The organism is Parabacteroides sp. AF19-14, from assembly GCF_003635485.1.
In the GTDB taxonomy this organism is placed as follows: Bacteria; Bacteroidota; Bacteroidia; order Bacteroidales; family Tannerellaceae; genus Parabacteroides; species Parabacteroides distasonis.
The window spans coordinates 200,280-217,799 of sequence record NZ_QTMJ01000005.1; the positions used below are offsets into that span (position 1 = coordinate 200,280).

11 protein-coding genes and 1 tRNA gene are annotated in these 17,520 nt (G+C 43.1%); 5 read left to right on the top strand and 7 right to left on the bottom strand.

The features are described 5' to 3' along the window. Nucleotides 1-4 precede the first annotated feature (4 nt). Both DWX33_RS07315 and DWX33_RS07320 read left to right on the top strand, forming a co-directional pair. On the top strand, nt 5-1,537 hold the full coding sequence (locus DWX33_RS07315) for a SusD/RagB family nutrient-binding outer membrane lipoprotein (RefSeq protein WP_005867199.1): 1,533 nt from the start codon (nt 5-7) through the stop codon (nt 1,535-1,537). Between the two features lie 90 nt (nt 1,538-1,627). Beyond that, entirely contained in the window at nt 1,628-2,671 is a 1,044-nt protein-coding gene (locus tag DWX33_RS07320; protein WP_122380123.1) for an SPOR domain-containing protein, read from the top strand. Nucleotides 2,672-2,704: 33 nt separating this feature from the next. On the opposite strand, the gene DWX33_RS07325 is transcribed toward DWX33_RS07320, so the two are convergent. Further along, nucleotides 2,705-2,905: an Arc family DNA-binding protein gene (locus DWX33_RS07325; RefSeq protein ID WP_005854106.1), complete on the bottom strand. Its 201-nt coding sequence runs from the start codon at nt 2,903-2,905 to the stop codon at nt 2,705-2,707. A gap of 28 nt (nt 2,906-2,933) precedes the next feature. Beyond that, complete coding sequence (locus tag DWX33_RS07330; RefSeq protein ID WP_122380124.1) at nt 2,934-3,884, bottom strand: SPFH domain-containing protein; 951 nt, start codon at nt 3,882-3,884, stop codon at nt 2,934-2,936. A 135-nt stretch (nt 3,885-4,019) separates the two neighbouring features. Between DWX33_RS07330 and DWX33_RS07335 the strand changes: the two genes are divergently transcribed. Then, entirely contained in the window at nt 4,020-6,023 is a 2,004-nt protein-coding gene (locus DWX33_RS07335) for a tetratricopeptide repeat protein (protein ID WP_005867205.1), read from the top strand. Between the two features lie 60 nt (nt 6,024-6,083). On the opposite strand, the gene DWX33_RS07340 is transcribed toward DWX33_RS07335, so the two are convergent. Then, on the bottom strand, nt 6,084-9,374 hold the full coding sequence (locus tag DWX33_RS07340; RefSeq protein ID WP_122380125.1) for a TonB-dependent receptor domain-containing protein: 3,291 nt from the start codon (nt 9,372-9,374) through the stop codon (nt 6,084-6,086). Between the two features lie 436 nt (nt 9,375-9,810). On the opposite strand from DWX33_RS07340, the gene DWX33_RS07345 reads away from it, so the two are divergent. Together DWX33_RS07345 and DWX33_RS07350 are read left to right on the top strand one after the other, a co-directional pair. Further along, entirely contained in the window at nt 9,811-13,164 is a 3,354-nt protein-coding gene (locus DWX33_RS07345; RefSeq protein ID WP_005867209.1) for a TonB-dependent receptor domain-containing protein, read from the top strand. A gap of 81 nt (nt 13,165-13,245) precedes the next feature. Beyond that, entirely contained in the window at nt 13,246-14,451 is a 1,206-nt protein-coding gene (locus DWX33_RS07350) for an ectonucleotide pyrophosphatase/phosphodiesterase (RefSeq protein WP_005867211.1), read from the top strand. Nucleotides 14,452-14,538: 87 nt separating this feature from the next. Here the strand turns inward: DWX33_RS07350 and DWX33_RS07355 are convergent, their stop codons facing one another. The 4 genes from DWX33_RS07355 to DWX33_RS07370 form a co-directional block, all read right to left on the bottom strand. Further along, nucleotides 14,539-15,387, bottom strand: a complete 849-nt coding sequence (locus DWX33_RS07355; protein WP_121961740.1) for a sugar phosphate isomerase/epimerase — start codon at nt 15,385-15,387, stop codon at nt 14,539-14,541. Between the two features lie 105 nt (nt 15,388-15,492). Further along, nucleotides 15,493-15,708: a winged helix-turn-helix domain-containing protein gene (locus tag DWX33_RS07360; protein WP_005854120.1), complete on the bottom strand. Its 216-nt coding sequence runs from the start codon at nt 15,706-15,708 to the stop codon at nt 15,493-15,495. A gap of 126 nt (nt 15,709-15,834) precedes the next feature. Beyond that, nucleotides 15,835-17,328, bottom strand: coding sequence for an NAD(P)-dependent oxidoreductase (locus tag DWX33_RS07365; protein WP_121961741.1), 1,494 nt, complete (start codon nt 17,326-17,328; stop codon nt 15,835-15,837). A gap of 94 nt (nt 17,329-17,422) precedes the next feature. After that, nucleotides 17,423-17,494 (bottom strand) — tRNA-Glu (locus DWX33_RS07370). Nucleotides 17,495-17,520: the final 26 nt, after the last annotated feature.

Genomic DNA, 17,520 nt, shown 5'->3' on the forward strand with positions numbered 1-17,520 from the left:
ACGTATGAAAATTAAAAATATATTGATATGCGGACTGGTTTTGTTGGGTATGGTTGGATGTGATGATTTCGAAAGCGTAAATACAAATCCCGACTCAACTAACAAAGTAACATCTGCGATGTTGGCAACAGAACTGTTACGTGATATTACCACTTATAAAAATGGGAATGGAAAGGATTTTATCCGGGATGAATTGTTAGCTAAGTATTTGTCGTGGACAGAGGCTAATGATATAGATCTGGCATTCAATTTGTTGGGTGGAGCGAATTATGATGCTTTGAGAGATTTGCGGAATGCCTCGAAGATGATTGATTTTGCGACGAATGATGAGTTGAAAAACTCCTATACGGCATTGTCTCATTTCGTACGGGTTTTCTTTTTCTTCAATTTGACAATGCAAGTGGGGGACATACCTTATTCTGAAGCTTTAAGAGCTGAGGATGAAGAGGTGTATTTCCCGAAATATGACTCTCAAAAAGATGTTTTTCTCGGGTTATTGAATGAATTGGATGAGGCGGACCGTCTCTTTAGTGCTGGCACTAATTTTGAGGGTGATTATATTTATGGAGGGGATGTGACGAAATGGCGTAAGGCTGTGAATGTTATGCAATTGAAGTTGCTTCTTAATTTGTATAAAAAGGTCGATGATCCGGATTTAAAGGTTCGGGAAAGAATCAATGAGATTATCAATAACAGACCTGTTTTTGAGTCGAGTGCGGATAATTTCCAAGTTGTGTACTCTAATAAGGCTGGACAGAAATATCCTTATTTTAAGGAAATTAATAGTTTTGTGAATAATGACAGGATGACTAATCTTTTTGTTGATAAATTGAAAGCCTTGAAAGATTATCGTTTATTTTATTATGCGAAACCGACACCGAGCTCAGAAGAGGCCAAGTTGGATCCCTCGGAATGGGATGCTTATGGTGGAGTTGACCCGACCTTACCGGAGTCTGAGATCTTGACTTTTGTGAGTGGGGGAACTGTTTCTCAAATAAATGATCGCTACGAGGAACTGCCGGAGGGCGAGCCTGTATTTTTCTTGAGTTATCAAGAACAAAATTTTATACTGGCTGAGATGGCTCTGAGAGGTTTTATCTCAAAAAGTCCCAAAGAGTATTATGAGGAAGGCGTTCGTTCTTCAATGCGGTTTGTGGCGGATAATACACCCGATGATGTTATGTTCCATCATAATCGAAAAATAACAGATGCCTATATTCAAGAATATCTCGGAAACCAAGGCGTTAAATTCGCTAGTGATTTTCAAGAACAGTTGAGTCAGATTATTTGGCAAAAGTACATATTGACGTTTCTTCAAACACCTTACAATGCTTTCTTTGAATATCGTAGGACAGGTGTACCGAATATTCCGATAAATCCGAAATCGAATAGGAATATACCTTCTGATAAAATGCCGTTAAGATGGATGTATCCATCGGAAGAGTTGGATTACAATATGGATAATGTCTCAAAATCAATTAGCGACCAGTATGGAGGGTCGGATGACTATATGGGTGTCATGTGGATTTTGAAATGAGAATGTCATGCATATAATTTTCCGGGTCATTTCAAAGGAAAAAAGTGCTCTTTTTTTGTTATTTCTATAAAGATATTTACCTTTGTCTCTATGTTAAGGATAATAACACATATTGAACGCTTGTTGCTGACGCACGATTGTGTGATCTTGCCGAAGTTTGGTGGTTTCGTGCTGCAAACTTTGCCGGCGACGTATCAGGAAGAGGAACATTTGTTCCGGCCGATGCGTAAAGAGGTTATGTTTAATGTCACGCTACAGCATACAGACGGCTTGCTCTCCGAGTCATATATGCAGACGTATGGCGTTGATTACCGGAAAGCTCAGTTGATGCTGGAAGAGGATATCGAGGCTTTGAATGTTTCTTTGGAACAAGACAAGCGGATAACATTGGGGCGAATCGGGACTTTCTCTATAGGAGAGGAAGGGCAGACCATTTTTACGCCGGGCGATTCTGGGGTATTCAATGCGGATTCGTATGGTTTACCATCGTTTCATTTTCCGGTTTTGCGATCGTTGGAGGAGGAGCGGGAAGAGGTTGCTTTACTTACGGGTAAGAAAAAGAAAGATGTGTTCTATATCCCGGTTAGTCGTAAGTTGATCCGGGTTGTTGCGGCATCAGCTGCTGCTGTCGCATTATTCTTTGTGGTTTCAACTCCGGTGAAAGAAGTAAACCTGTCCGCTTATACAGCTAGTTTTGTTCCTACGGAGATGATAAATTATAGGTTCGAGGAACCTATTTCTCAGCCGGAGGAAATTCAAATATCTCAAGTGGACGAGATGGTAGCGGAGGTAACTCCCAAAATAGAAGCGACTAAGGAGACTGAGATTGCCAAAGCGCCTTCTGCCCCTGAGGTAAGGAAAGAAGTCGCTGTCCCCGCTCCGAAAGCGGAACTCGTGGCGACGAAAAAGATGTATCATATCGTAATAGCGAGTTTCCCGACAGAGGAGCAGGCGAATGAGTATATATCCGGTGTAGACCGCACGCAATGTAAGAATGTAAGCAAGGTGGTTCGTGATGGTAAATATCGTATTTATGCGGATAAGTTTAATAACCGGGCGGATGCCGAGAGCTACATGGCGACACTTCGAAAAATAGAAAAGTATAAAGATGCTTGGCTGTTCATTAGCCGTTAATAAAAAAGCCTGATCGAAAGATCAGGCTTTTTTTTATGACTTGTCGTCGTTTTGTGGCCGGGGCAGTCTTTTCTTCTTCAACCGTCCTGCCTTTCGTAAGGCTTGGTCCAGAATGTACTGGATTTGGCCATTGGTGCTGCGAAATTCGTCCGCAGCCCAAGCTTCGATAGCTTCCATCATATCAGCGTCCACCCGAAGGATGAAGCTTTTGACAGTATTATCTTTTTTGGCCATATACTAGTATTAATATTAAATTCTTACATTAATGATGTAGGGTCCCGGTATTTACGACAGGTTGCGCTGCCTCGTCAGCGCAAAGGACTACCAACAGGTTGCTAACCATCGCAGCCTTCCGTTCCTCATCCAATTCCACAACATTGTCTTGATCCAGTTTGTTCAAGGCGAGTCGAACCATGCTGACCGCTCCCTCCACGATCCGTTCTCTTGCGGCGATAATGGCTTCCGCTTGCTGGCGGCGTAACATGACTCCGGCGATCTCGGAAGCATACGCTAAGTAATTGATACGAGCTTCCAATACCTCAATGCCTGCTATCGCCAAACGACTGTTCAATTCCTCCTCCAGTTTTTGAGCGACCTCCCCGTCATCGGATCGTAAGGTGACGGGATCTTTGCTCTCGTTATAATCATAGGCATACATGCCAGCTATCTTACGGATGGCGGCGTCACTTTGTATCTGCACGAAATTCTCATAATTCTGCATTCGTTGGGATAATTCAGAGGATTCTCCCAGTGATATGAATGATTTATTCGAGGAGATACTAATGGACGAAGAATCGATGTCGAACATCGCTTTATAAGTATCCTTGACTTTCCATACCATCACGGCCCCGATCATAACCGGATTACCGACCTTATCGTTAACCTTGATAGGAGGGACATCTAAGTTACGGGCACGTAACGTGATTTTCTTTTTGCTGTAAAGTGGATTGACCCAGAAAAATCCGTTATCAGTAATTGTCCCTTTATATTTTCCGAAAAAGAGCATTACTCGGGCATTGTTGGGCTCGATTTCCATGAATCCCAATAAACAAACCAGTAACAGGCAGAGTCCGACGATGCCGGTGATTACGCTCCAAGTCTCGTTGGTGTCTGCGATTAAATAGCAGCAGAGACCCGATAGAGCCAATAGGAGAAAAAGAGCAATAAACCCCGAGATTCTCAGTCCGTTGAATGTCTTTTCGGTTGCTTTCATGATGATTTGTTTTTGATATTAATTTGATATCACAAAATAAGTGATTTTTATGGAGACTGCCAAATATTTTGAGGGATATTATTAGAGTGATCTGTAAATATTTTCATAGCTTTGTCTCATCTAAAAATTATATACTTGGACTTTCAGTTAGACACGAACAATAAGGAGTTTCAGGATGCCTTGCAACTGATCACCCACACTCGCCAGTCTGTTTTCCTGACAGGGAAAGCAGGGACCGGTAAGTCTACTTTTTTGAAGTATATTTGCAATCATACGAAGAAAAAGTATGTGGTGCTGGCTCCTACCGGAATAGCGGCCATAAATGCGGGCGGCGTTACCTTGCATTCCTTTTTCAAGCTCCCTTTCCGGCCGATGTTGCCGGATGATCCGGATTTAAGTTTGTCTCATGGTCGTATCTTTGAGTTTTTCAAGTATCCGAAGGAGAAACGGAAAATTATCGCGGAGGTCGATTTGATCATCATTGACGAGATATCGATGGTGAGGGCGGATATTATTGATTGTGTAGATCGTATCTTGAGGGTCTATTCCGGTAATATGCGATTGCCTTTTGGCGGAAAGCAGCTATTGTTCGTGGGAGATGTCTTCCAGTTGGAACCGGTTGTTCCGTCGGATCAAAAAGAGATATTGAGTTTGTTCTATGCGAGCCCTTTCTTTTTCTCGGCTCGTGTGTTCAAGGACATTAATTTAGTGCCGATCGAGTTGCAAAAAGTGTATCGCCAGACCGATTCTGTTTTTATCAATATATTGGATCGGATTCGTAATAATGCCGCTAGAAAACAGGAGTTGGATACGTTGAACGGTCGTTATTTTCCGTCTTTCGAGCCTCAGAATGAGGATATGTATATCACGTTGGCCACTCGCCGGGATCAGGTTGATTTTATCAATGAGAAGAAGTTGGCCGAGCTTCCCGGAGAAGAGTACGTATCCGTGGGAAAGATCGAGGGGGATTTTCCGGAATCCTCACTACCTACCCAGCTGAATTTATCCATCAAGGAACAGGCGCAGGTTATTTTTATCGATAATGATTATGAGCGTCGTTGGGTGAACGGGACGATCGGTATGGTATCGGGTATCGATGAGAATGGAAATGTTTATGTCTTGCTGGAGAGCGGTGTAGAACATTTGGTCGAACCTACCTCATGGCGAAATTATAAATACAAATATAACGAGAAAGAGAAACGGATCGAGGAAGAGATTGTCGGTACGTTCGAACAATTGCCGATTCGTTTGGCTTGGGCGATCACGGTGCATAAGAGTCAAGGCTTGACTTTTAGCCGGGTGGTAGTTGATTTGACCGGAGGGGTATTTGCCGGGGGACAAACCTATGTGGCGTTGAGTCGTTGTACTTCATTGGAAGGATTGGTGCTAAAAAGCAAGATCTCTTCCCGGGATATCTTTATCCGGAAAGAGATCGTAGAATTCAGCCAAATATTCAATAACCAAGCATTAATAGAGAAAAGTATCAAAGAGAGCGAGGCGGAATTGCAATATGGTCGGGCGGCTCAGGGTTTTCGGCAGGGTAATATGAAAGAGGCGGTCGAGGCTTTTGCCGCCGCCGTATCTAAACGGAATGAATTGGATAATCCGATGGTACAACGGCTGCTTCGTTTGAAATTGCAAGCCTTGAATAGTCAAAAGGCACAGATTAAGGCTCTGAGGGAAGAATTGCATTCGCTTCGTGAGACCCAGAAAGAGTATGCACATGAATATTACTTGATGGGTAACGAGTGCATAACGAAGGCCCATGACGCAAATGCCGCTATTCGTTGTTTTGATAAAGCCTTGAATTTGAATCCGAATTATGTGGAAGCTTGGGTACGCAAAGGGGTTACTTTATTGGATATAGGTGAGGACTACGACGCTCAGGTTTGTTTAAACAAAGCGGTAAAATTAAGTCCCAAATCTTTTAAGGCCCGCTATAACCGTGGAAAATGCCTATTGAAGCTCAAATATTACGATGAAGCTATTCTGGATTTCCAGCAGGCGGTAAGTATCAAACCTAAACATGCGGCTTCCCACGAATATCTGGCGGAGGGTTTCCGGGCGATCGGAGAGGACGAATTAGCCCAGCGGCATCAAGATATAGCGGATGCCTTGCGAGGAGGAGAGGATATATGATGAAATAGAAAAGGCGGGAAAATTTGTTCCCCGCCTTTTTTATGGAGTTATATCTCTTAATTAATTAAAGATGTAACGGATACCAACCTGCATTTTCCAGCATTCAGTATAGATACGGTTATAAGAATAAGTCTCGGTCGGATATTCACCATTGATCTTATACATGGAGAAAATTGGAGTCTTATTATCATCCATACCTTCATATTTCAAGATACGGCAACCGTTGGAAGAAGATGCGTTCTTCATTACACCCCATTTCGAGTTGATCATATTACCGATATTCATGAAATCAAGGCTCAATTGGAAATGATGTTCGGTTTTACCTGCCTTGAATGAGAAATCTTCCGTTATACGAAGGTCGAAACGATGTACCCAAGGTGCACGTGCGGCATAAGCCTCAGCGTATTCTCCCTTGTGATTCTTTAAATAAGAATCTTGGTCTACGAAGTTCCAGAAAGCGGTTCTATCTGCTTCATTTTTGAATTTGATTTCACTATCATCTTTCGGGATATACATCATATCATTATTGATACCGTCACCATTCATATCATTTGTATAAGCGAAGCTATATCCGGAAGCGGAATAACCGGAATAGAACAGATTTAAGCTTGTTTTTCTGAGCAGACCTTTATGGCGGAAGGGTAGATTGTAATTGACCGCTGCGATTACCTTGTCGGGCACTACATACCGTGAACGTTGTACGGTCGCGAAATTCGGTCCGTCTATCGTTAACATTCCCTGCCATGTAGATACAGGGTCGCTACCCGGAAGACCGGAAATTTCTTTGGATTCCGTGTGCGTATAAGCCAACATCATGTTCAAATCCTCTACGGGTTGAGCGTTAACCGTAACATTGGCGGTATAACCATGTCCTTTGGATGTGTTAGTTAATACAACCGCATTCTTACCGGATACATACGTATAATCAGATGGATAAATCAAACGGTTATCCGCTCCGTTAAAATGTTCCCAATTTGACGGGTCCTTGATGTTGATATTCTCAAGGGTTACGGCATTGATGTTCTTGTTATAGATGAACTCGCCGGTTACGGATAATGGGAAGGAAGTAGGGAGCTGATAATCTATAGCCAAGGAGGTTTTCCATATTTGTGGCATCTTGAAGTTGTCCTTTACGCCAGAGATCTTAGAACCGGCAACCGGATTCTCTATCGTGGTAGGAAGGCCGAATTTCTTGATCGCATCATCTACATTCGTAATCATGCCGCCAGCCAATTGATCCAGACGGGAATCATGACTTACCGCAATTCCATTCTCATATTTTGTGCCGAATACTACGGCATTTTGTACCATATTCGAGTTTGTCGGCATATTCGTAAAGAATACCAAGGGTAAACGTCCGGTAAATATACCTGTACCACCACGTACTTTTAAGGAATTATCCTTGAACACATCCCAAACGAAACCTACACGAGGGGATATTTGCATTCTAGACTTAGGCCATTTGCCGGTGTCGATATGTTTGCCTCCGAAATCAAGATCGTAGATTGCGTCGTTTCTTTGAAGATCGCTATTGTCGAAAATTAAATCATCGAAACGTATACCATAAGTTAACTTCACGTTCGGGCGAATGTTCCACTCATCCTGTGCGTAGAATCCGATCTGGTTAAAAGTAACCTGAGCTTTTGGGTCGGAAACACCGTTGTAACCGTATGTCCATGCGAACGTTTCAGGAGCGGCACCGTTCAAGAAATCATCTAAGCTGCTGTAACGATAATATCCCGTGCCGTTGCGCATATAAGCATTGCTAGCAAGTTGGTGCTCGAAACTGATACCAGCTGTGATCTTATGGTCGCCGGCAAAGTAAGTGAAGTTATCGATAACACTTGTGATCTTGTTCTTCACGCCGTTGTTGTAAGTAAATAATTCATATCCGGCACTCATATAAGGCTCCATGATTTGGTTACCTTCCGCATCTTTACCTGCCAAGATATCAATGAAGGGGAAAGGGGAAGAGTTGGTTCCGCGCATATCCTCGATATCCGTATAAGTGAAAAGTAACTGATTGGAAATCTTATCAGAGAAGCGACTGTTCAAATCAGCGGATACGGAAGACACTTTATTGTCTTGGGAATACATGCTGTTGGCAAAAGACATGGATTGGTAACCTACACGGCTTGTATTATACAGACGAGAGCCGGAACCACCATCCATAGAGTTAGCGTTGGGAGCGTTCCATGCGGTATTCTTTGTATAGTTGTACCGTACGCTCAATTTATGGCCATTCGTGATATTCCAGTCGATACGACCTAGCAATTTCAAATTCTTTTCGTCTGCGGGGAAGTTCGTGGCTGATCCTGTATCATAACCATATTTATCTCTTAAGAAATCGGATACCTTTTGCATGTCGGAGAGTGTAGTGCGAGATATGTAGTTATTCTCGTCCGGTTGCTCTCCTTCAGTACGAGCTCTCCATTTGATCACTTGTTGCGGTTGTTTTTCCACTTCTACATTGGCGAAGAAGAATAATTTATTCTTGATGATTGGACCGCCGAACGTAGCTCCGTAAATCGTTTTGGATTCCTTAGCACGTGCGCCCAAGTCTTCTCCATCGATTGAGTTTCCTCGCATATTCTGGTTCTGGAAGTAAGTGTAAGCGGAACCTTTGAATGTGTTTGTACCGGATTTGGTGATAGCGTTGATACCGCCACCAATGAAGTTTGTCTGGCGGACATCGAACGGGGCGATTACCACTTGTACTTCCTCGATAGCGTCCATAGAGATCGGGTTACCGCCTCCGGGAAGATTATCCGAAAGGCCGAAGTTGTTATTAAAGTTCGCTCCATCTACCGTAAAGTTCGTGGAACGGCCATCGCCACCGGCAAAACTCATGTCGGAGGCATAAGGAGAAAGGCGTGCGATATCGGAGATACTACGGTTAATGGTGGGTAAAGAGGTGATCTGTGACGAGGAGATATTGGTTGTCGCACCCGTCTTTTCCGTATTGAACTTCGTTTTCGCCGCTGTGATTACGATCTCGTCCAAGGTCTCGGAAGATTCTTTCAACTTAACATTCAAGTTGTAGTTCTCTCCCAATTGCAGGGTAATGCCGGAATAAACGGCAGATTGATAACCAACGTAAGAGATCGTAACTTTGTATGGACCTCCTGTACGCATACCTTGTAAGGAAAAGCGTCCGTCAACGTTCGTGATCGTACCATAATTTGTCCCAGAAGGTTCGTGAACCGCCAAAACGGTCGCACCAATAACGGGTTCATCTTGAAACATAACTGTTCCACTCATACTGGCTGTTGTTACCTGCGCTTGTGTCGGGATGACAAACAAGAAACTCAGTACAGCTAAAAGGAATAGCGTCTGTAAATGTCTGCTCATAATTTAAAATAGTTAATGTAATAAAAACTTTCGCAAAGTTATGGGTTATTTTTTAATATCATTGTATGTTTCTTATTTAATACTTGTTTCATATTCATGAAGTTGCTGTGACGGGGCGGAATTGAGTAATGTCCTTATTCGGAGATGGATGGCTTGTATTGGCAAAACAAGAAGGTTCTTTATGAAATTTTTAATTTGATGATTCTTAACTAACATTCCCTGTTGGGCGGTGATTTAAAAGAATTATAGACGCTTTTCCTGCATATTGTTGGATTATGGATGTGATTGGTTGAAAATAATAATCTGGAGATCTGTGTGAGGAATGTTAATGCTATGAATATTATATATAGTTTGTGACAAAAAGAGATATCTAATCCCTATCTTTGCGGCGATATACAAAAATGTTATAATTATTTTAAATATAAATACTTCTTGTATGAGGAAAACTTATCTACTTTTAACGTTACTTTTGTTGTGCGTGGGAATATCCATACATGCTCAGGTGACGACGGCGAGTATGAGTGGTAAAGTCACGGATACATCATCGGAAGCGATGATCGGAGTGAATATCAAGGCTACGCATACGCCAACGGGTACCGAATACTACACGATTACCCAGCCGAATGGTTCTTATTCTTTTAACAACCTTCGTATCGGAGGCCCTTATGTGGTAGAGTTCTCTTATATTGGATACAATACGGAGAGCCGGACAGGAATAAACTTGGTTTTGGGTGAGGATCTGAAACTGAATGTAGTAATGCGGGAAGATACCCAAGCTCTCGACGAGGTAGTCGTGGTTGCGGATAAGAACCCCATTATTTCAGGAAGCCGTACAGGTGCGCAGGAAATCATCACTCGTGAGAAGATGGATAAGCTGCCTACGATTAACCGTTCTTTGGACGATTTCGTGAAATTAACTCCGATGAGTAGCGGTAAGAATTTTGGCGGTGTCTCTTACCGTTTTAATAATGTAACGGTGGACGGTGCCTCCTTTAATAACTCGTTTGGTCTGGCTTCTGCTCTTGGAGCTTCCGGTACGGAACCGATTTCTTTGGAGGCGCTCGAGCAGGTACAGGTGATGATCGCTCCTTTTGATGTTCGAAATGGAGGATTCACGGGTGCGGGTATTAACTCCGTAACGAAATCCGGTTCGAATGAGTTTCATGCTTCTGTATATATGTACACGAAGAGTCCGTCTATGATGGGATATCGTGTGAAGGATGAGACGATTGGTGTTTCAGAGTTCTCTAATCACCAATACGGTATCAGTTTATCCGGTCCGATCATTAAGAATAAGTTATTCTTCTTCATCAATGGTGAGATGGATCGCCAGGAGGAACCGATTTCTTATACGACCGCTAATTCTGCGGCGGATGCGACAGTCTTGCAGGGTTTATCTGATTTCTTAGGTGATGAGCTTGGGTATAATCCGGGTAAATTCGACGTGAATAAGACAAATACTCAAGCGGATCGAATCACGGCTCGTTTAGACTGGAATATCAACTCAAATAATGTGTTGAGCTTAAAATATTATTATTTGAAATCGTTTAATACGAATAACCCTTCTACTTCCGGTGCGCCGAATAACGGACGTGGACCGAATGCGTTCGCTATTCCGTTCTCTTCTTCTTTCTACCGGACGAATAATAACTTCAATATTTGGATGGCCGACTTGAATACGACCATTAATGACCGTATGTCTAACTATTTGAAGATCGGTTATTCCCGTTTGCGTGATTATCGCGATATGGATGGCGGTTACTTCCCGCAAGTGGATATCTTGGATGGTGGTAACAATGCTTATACAACTTTCGGAACCGAGGCAAACTCCTATAATAACCAGTTGAACACTGATATCTGGCAGATACAGGATAACTTCTTGATGAATTTTGGCAAACATCAGATTACGGTTGGAACGCAAAGTGACTATCGTGCCTTTAAGAATGGTTTCGCTCAAAACTATCCGGGTTCTTGGGTGTTTAATTCTGTCGATGATTTCAAGTTCAACGTATTGGCTACAAAACAATACATGGCCGCTCATAACGGAAGTGTACAAGGATTTGATATCCGTGAGTTTAATCCGAAAGATTTTGGATTTGGTTCCAATGTGACGGGTATAACGAACTCTTCTTCTACGGGGTATCAATACTATGCGCAAAGATATTCGATGACGGATGATTTTCCATTCGCTGAGATAAATGTATTCCAGTTAGGTTTGTATGCCCAAGATAAGTGGACGGTAAGTGATAAATTGAACTTGACGTTAGGTTTACGTATCGATGTTCCGTTCTTTATGACTGATTTGCAGTCGAATGATAAAGTCGCCGCCGAGACCTATCGGGATGGCATCAAGATCGATGTTTCTAAATATCCGAACGCCAAACCTCAGTTTTCTCCTCGATTCGGTTTTAACTACAAACCGTTTGACGATGAGAATGGAAGCTTACAGATACGTGGTGGTACGGGACTCTTCACGGGTACTCCTCCTTATGTATGGATCAGTAATCAAGCCGGCAATAATGGTGTTCTGTTTGGTGACCTAAATGTTCGGGCGGTAAAGGATAAAAATGACAATATCATTAGCGACGGCAGACCTTCACTAGGTTTCACCGGAAATATGGATACTTATAAACCGGCTGAAGGTAGCGCTACACGTTCGGATATAGCGATTACGGATCCGGACTTTAAATATCCGAGCTTATGGAAAAGTAATATCGCTGCCGATTATAAGTTTGGTGATGGTTGGGTCGCTACCGTAGAGTTGCTGTATTCAAAAGACATTAACGCTATTTATCATGACAATATCGGATTGTATCGGACCGAGCAATTTGTAAATGACGGTGGAGCGGGTAATGCACGTCCATATTATAATGGCTATTATAGCGATAGAGAAGGAAATCAAAAGGCTGCGAATCATGTCGTGATGCTGCGTAATACCAGCAAAGGACATTCGCTTTATACGACCTTCCAGTTGCAGAAAAACTTTGTTGATGGAATCCTGAAGGGATTGTATTTGAATGGATCTTACTCTTTTGGGCAGTCTAGAGGTGTAACAGACGGAACATCGTCTGTGGCGACTTCCGCTTGGAAGTACCGTGCGGCCTTGGATGGAAATGCGGAAGAAGTAGGTTATACGGCAGGTTCTTTTGATGGTCGTTTGTTATTGTCCGCTTCTTATACGGCTAACTGGAGTAAATATGCGGCAACAAGTTTTGGCTTGATTTATCAGCGTTATCGTCCGTTCCGTTATTCTTATTGTTATAATGGTGACGCGAATGGCGATTCTCAGTTCTCCAATGACTTGATGTATATCCCTGCGAATTTTGACGAGGTAAAAGATCATTTGTTACCGGGCGATTTCGATAGCCAAGAAGATGCATGGAAAGCGATGAATGCCTTTATCGAGCAAGATCCTTATTTGAGCAAACATAGAGGTGAGTATGCCGAACGTAACGGTGCTGTCGCTCCGTTTGCGAATCAATTGGATTTGAGCGTTTCTCATGATATAAAGATTTACCAGAAGAATGGTCGCTCACATACTTTGCGCTTTAGTTTCAATATCGCTAACTTCTTGAATTTGTTGAATCGTAATTGGGGTGTGGTACAAACAACCGTTTTGGGTAATCAGCAATATCAGTTCTTGACGATCCCGAAAGGACAAGGCCCGAGTGCGGCGAACAACTATACGTTGAAGTATACGATGGCGAAAGATTTGGACGAAACCTTCAAGGATAATTTGAACGATGTGTCTCGTTGGCAGATGCAATTCGGTATCAAGTATATCTTCTAAGAGAAAAATCTTTCATTAGATAAAATTTAATAATTAGAAGAGGTTCACTATCTTTGTGGACCTCTTTTTTAATTTAATGATATGTGGAATAATCGTATTGAGTTCTTACTCGTTAGTTTCTTTTGTATTTGTTCATTGGCTTTTACCGGTTGCCAAACGAAAAAACAATCGGATCGTTATGTCGTAGTTTTATCAATGGACGGTTTCCGCTCTGATTATCCGTCACGTGCTCATACTCCGACGTTGGATTCTTTGGCGAATGTGGGGGTTCGCTCCACGTTTCGCCCGTGTTATCCCAGCGTGACTTTCCCGAATCATTATAGCATGGCTACCGGATTGCATCCGGATCACCATGGTTTGGTAAATAATTTCTTTTATGACGCGGAGCTTGATAGCTCATACCGGATGGGAAATCTTGATCCGCAATTTTATGGTGGAGAACCTATTTGGAATACGGCGGAACGCCAAGGGGTTCGTACCGCCTCGTTCTATTGGGTAGGTAGTGAGGTGCCTTTAGAGAGTGGCCAGCCTTCAATATGGAAGCCGTTTGATAAATCGGTTCCTTTTTCAGATCGTGCTGATTCCGTGATCTCTTGGCTGAAGTTGCCGGAAGATGTGCGTCCTCATTTGATTATGTGGTATATGGAAGAACCGGATGCGATAGGTCATTCCGCTACCCCGGATTCGTCGGCGACCTTGGATGTGGTGGAGAACTTGGATAAAGTCTTGAATCATTTTTTCACGGAAGCCCGTCAGTTGGATATTTTCGATAAGATCGATTTTATCGTTCTTTCGGATCATGGAATGGCCACCTATTATCCCGAGAAATATGTGAACTTGAATGATTATCTACCCCGGGATAGTTTCGATTGTGTTTTTGATGGCGTTCCTACATTATTATATCCCAAGAAAACCTATGTGGATACTGCCTATGCGATTTTACAGAAAGTGCCGAATATAACCGTATGGAAGAAAAACGAGATTCCTGAGAAATTTGTTTACGGAAAGAATCCTCGAGTTAGTGACTTAGTTGTTTCTCCACATATTGGAACGTATGTAGAATTCCGAGAGAAATCATCTCCCCGTTATGCGGCGACACATGGTTACGATAATTTTACGCCGGAGATGGAGGCCATATTCTATGCGGCAGGTCCCTCGTTCAAGAGACATGCGGAGGTCCCGCAAATGGCGAACGTGAACCTTTACTTGATGATTGCCCGTTTATTGAATATACAACCTGCTCCGAATGACGGGGATAGCGCTGTCGTTCAGCAGCTATTTAAATGATAAGATTGATGCTACCATCTCATTTGACATGACATTACTGCAACCGCCGTGCGGTAATACTGCGGCGGTCTTGCGGTAATTGATGCTTTATTGATATTTGCGTGCCATCTTACGCATGAAGGCGAGACTGCCTTTGGCTAAGGCATCGGCATTGTATTTAGACGGACGCCACAAAGATACGGCTTCCGCCATACCGGGAACAGAATTGGAGAAATTCTCCAAAACTAAATTCCCATTGAAATCGATTTCCTGTAGTCCCCGGAACAAATCATCCCAGCGTACGTTTCCCTCACCCAGCATTCCCCGGTCACTTTCAGTCATGTGAATATGGCGAAGCCGGCTGCCAGCCGCAATAACCGGTTCATAAAAACTCGTCTCTTCTATATTCATATGGAAAGTATCCAGATGCAAAGACAAATTCGGTGCGTTTACGCATTTGATAAAGCGCAGGACTTCCTCTGCAGAGGTACACATATAACTTTCATAGCGATTGATCGGCTCGATACCGATCGTGATTCCAGATCGGGTGGCGTATTCGGCAACCTCCGCCCATACCTCACAAAGCATATTCTCTTCTTCCCGTGTTCGCTGTTTGCCGGAAAAGACCCCGATGCCGGAATGTAAGACACCTCCCAAGTAATCAACCTCCAGTTCGCTCGCTTTATCCAGCGCCTCCTTGATCAGACAAGTCGCTTTCTTGGGATAAAAAGGAATATGCGCTTCTTTGGGAAGATTGAGAGAACAAGTCGCCTTCAATCCGTGTTGTTTCAATTGTCGCTTTACGGTTGGAGCGTCGAACTCCATGGAAGGAGGCAACAAAATTTCCAGTAAATCAAAACCGGCGGCAGATGCTTGCTGGATAGCGAAAAGACCGGCTTCTGGTGTCCACATAGGTGGTATCCAAGAAAGAATGGAAGCTCCGAAAGTAGGATTCATAATCGTATTGTTTTTATTTCGTTAGGGTTACAAAGTAAGTGTTTTTTTGAAGATTTCATTGCGAAGAAAGTGAAATCCTTCGCAATGAAATATCATAAATGTCATTTAAAAATAAAAGTTGGTACCCGGACAGAAGATAGGGTGGCTGCTGGTATTATCAATTTCAATCTTATTTTCTCTAGCGAGCCAACCGATAGCGGACCATAGATCCGCATCTGTTAGAGCGGATTTTGCTCTCAACGCCTCAAAACTCCAATGTTGGCCATCTGAAAGCAAATTCCAGATAGCTCCTGCATTTAATCCGATCGATCCTTTTGTCATGATAAAATCTGTTTTTATGTTTATGGTATATAGTGCTTATATTGTTATAACAGATAATATCCGGTAAAAGTATGTTGCGTTGAGATAAATAATCTAAAAAACAAAAATCTCTTGATGCGTTGAATTTTATTCCTTGAAGTCAGTGAATATGGATTCATCATATACATTGTGTTCCTTTTTATCGTGGAATGGATACCATACTTGGGCAAAGAACGGATTTCCTTTAGCGATCTCGTCGTAATTCCAAGGGAGAGGTAAACATTCCGGGCACCAATGGCCTCCTAATAATACTAATGTGGGAGAGGCCTTAAAACGGTGACCGAATTGGCATTCCCAATCGAGTGGAGTCGATAAATCTCCTTTTGTCATGACCGGTGACAAGCATTTTCCTCCCCTGAATTCCGCGGCTTTACGCATATCCTCGATATCCCATTCCGATTTAGGCTTACTTTCATCATAGCCATGATCCAGAAAGACGGGTGTTTCGGAGGGGCGTTCTCTCCGGATCTTATCCCAACCCGGGATTGCTTGCCAATCCTCATATGAGCCAAAATATGCGGATATACGATCTTGGTGTCTGTTCTTGATCCAGTTACGAGTTCCCAGTCCCGGCTTTTTAGCGATGGCTCCCATACCCAGTTTTATGAAGATAGGAGGGACGATCTTTGCTAGGTGGAAATACCAAGGGACTTGGCTGGCCATCCATTTAAAATAATCGTCGCAAGTTTGGTTACTGCGGAAATGCAGATATCCTTCCAATAGATCTGAATCGGTATACCATTGTCCGTGGAAATTACGGATAGCGAACCAGTTCGGTTCGAATATTTTCTCTGGGGCGGGACAGCCAATCGCTTTTAACAATTTACTCTCAAACTCATAATTCGTCAGGCGGAAAGACGGGCCGCTACTAATATTATAGAAACGGTTCCAAAACTCATCCGGCACCTCCTCCTCGCATACATTCGCTAGTAAGCGACCGGAATCCTCGGCGGTAGCCCATTCCAGCACGCCGTCTAGCGGTACGTGGAATGTGATTGGGTCCGAACCCTTGAATAATAATTCGGGGCATAAGATACCGGTTTGGCGAAGGCACGCCCAATGTTTAATACCCGACTCCACGAAAATACGTTCGGCTATTGTCTTTGAGATGGCATAATGATCATAGACACTTATATTGATCGGATCTCCCGTACGTCCCCAATGAACAGGTGCGTTACGGTGGCCGGTTTGCGCCACGGAGCCGATATAGACTACCTTGATCCGGTCTGAGTTCGGTTGTGCTTTTACGGCATCCACGATATATTGGGCGGCGGTCGTGTTTACTTTCAAGGTTTTTTTAGGGAAATAATCCGCTGCCGGGGAAACCATTCCACCTACATGCAATACGTAGTCCGCCCCCATTACTCCATTTAAGACATCTTGATAATTTGTCAAGTCTCCCCAAACGATACGGATCCCTGCCATGGCCTCATATGCGGCTAATTTCTCTTTATTGATTTTGCTTGGACGAGCCAAAAGTGTTATATTAAAACGATCTAGCCGCTTGGACAACTCGACCAATCCGGCATGCCCCATCGTCCCGGTGGCTCCGGTCAGAAAGACGGTCTTTTTACTTTTCATGATATAATTTAGTGTATAATAAAAGACTTAGGATACTATCGGGTAGCGAAGGTATATAAAAAAAAACTCCCAACCAATAGATTGAGAGCTTTTGTAGTGGATACGAGAATCGAACTCGTATTACATGCGTGAGAGGCATGTGTCCTAACCGTTAGACGAATCCACCATTTAGGTGTCATTGTTTTTGTTTGA